The sequence below is a fragment of the Pedobacter sp. genome, assembly GCF_045628745.1.
Classification (GTDB): domain Bacteria; phylum Bacteroidota; class Bacteroidia; order Sphingobacteriales; family Sphingobacteriaceae; genus Pedobacter.
In genome coordinates this window covers 1-1,511 of sequence record NZ_JAZQPU010000155.1, presented here as the reverse complement: position 1 = coordinate 1,511, position 1,511 = coordinate 1, and the positions used below count along the sequence as shown (strand labels likewise).

Sequence of the window (1,511 nt, the reverse complement as noted above, 5' to 3'; positions counted from 1 at the left end):
CGACTTGAGCGTGTTGGGAATATGTGAATGGTTTGCCGCGGGCGAGTGTGCATGTACTACGGCCAAGCTGCCGCGACTCATGGAATCGGATCTGGTCAACAGCATCGAATTTGGGCGCACGGCGGTCGGCCTTGGTGGTGTTGATGGGCCTTTCTGTTCCTCATGGCGGTCTTTCAGGGTCAACTTGCTGATATCTAAGCTCTGCCCACGTTCGTGCCTAAGGGAGGTGCGCGGAGGGCTAGCGACGGGTGCCTGAGGTAGTGGTATACCATTTTCGATTTTATCAGCTTTAACATTCGTTTCTTGTTCCATTTGAGATGTAATAGAACTTGAAAAATCAATGGTTAATTCATCTGCAGCCTGAGTTGTTGAACAAGGGAGCTCAATGGTGAAACATGTGCCAACGCCAGGCTCACTTTGAACGTAAATATGGCCATGATGCATTTTAACAAATTCTTTAGCGATGGATAAACCAATTCCACTTCCCTGGTTTAAGATGGTTGCAGCCGTATCAATCTGAAAAAAACGATCAAAGATCTTCTCTTTGTCTTCGGCAGAGATTCCTATTCCGGTATCTGACACCTTGATCACCAATGAAGCTTCCTCCCCATTACCCAGTTGGTCACTTCTCTCTAATTCTAAGGAAATTGTGCCACCAATAGGCGTAAATTTAAAGGCATTGCTTAACAAATTGAACAATACACGTTCTATTTTATCCTGATCAAAGGAAATAAAGAAATACCGCAGCTGGCTTTTAAAGACCAGTTGAATTTGCTTACGTTCACTAAGGTCATTAAAAGATTCCAATACTTCTTTAATAAAAGAAACGACATCTACTTCTATAGCATTTAACCGCAGTTCATGGTCTTCCATTTTTCTGAAATCCAGAATCTGGTTCACCAGGTTGAGCAGCCTTCTGGTATTTCTTTTGATCATAGCTAAAGGACCAGCAATTTCAGCATCTCGCTTTTCTGCCAGGAGCCTATCCACCGGACCCATGATCAGTGAAAGTGGCGTCCGGAATTCATGGCTCAGGTTAGTGAGGGATTTAATTTTTAACTTGTCTAACTCCCGTAAACGTAAGGCCTCCATGCGTTCCTGTTCAATCAATTGCTCAGCCCTCATTTTTTCCTGTACAAGGGCAAACTTTAAATTGAGCTTCTTAATCCCATTATGTCTGATATAAAGAAGTGTACCTGCAATGACCAGCGCATAAAAAATATAAGCATAGACGGTTAGCCAGAATGGAGGTTCAACATGTATTTTAATGGTGGTTTCTGCCGTATTCCACAGCCCGTCGTTATTACTGGCCCTTACATGAAATACATAATCACCAGGATCTAGATTTGTATAAGAAACAGACTTCGTGTTCCCGGCATCTATCCAATCTTTATCCAACCCCTCCAAACGATAGGAATACCTGTTTTGCTCTGGTGCTGTATAGTTAACACTCACATAACTGAGGGTAAAATTCTGCTTATAATCCAGGTAAATATCTTTGACAACGGAGA

At 42.8% G+C, this 1,511-nt stretch carries 1 protein-coding gene; it reads right to left on the bottom strand.

The features are described from left to right. The coding region (locus ACR2F7_RS06340) for an ATP-binding protein (protein ID WP_432712741.1) at window positions 1-1,511 on the bottom strand (1,511 nt) is incomplete at both ends.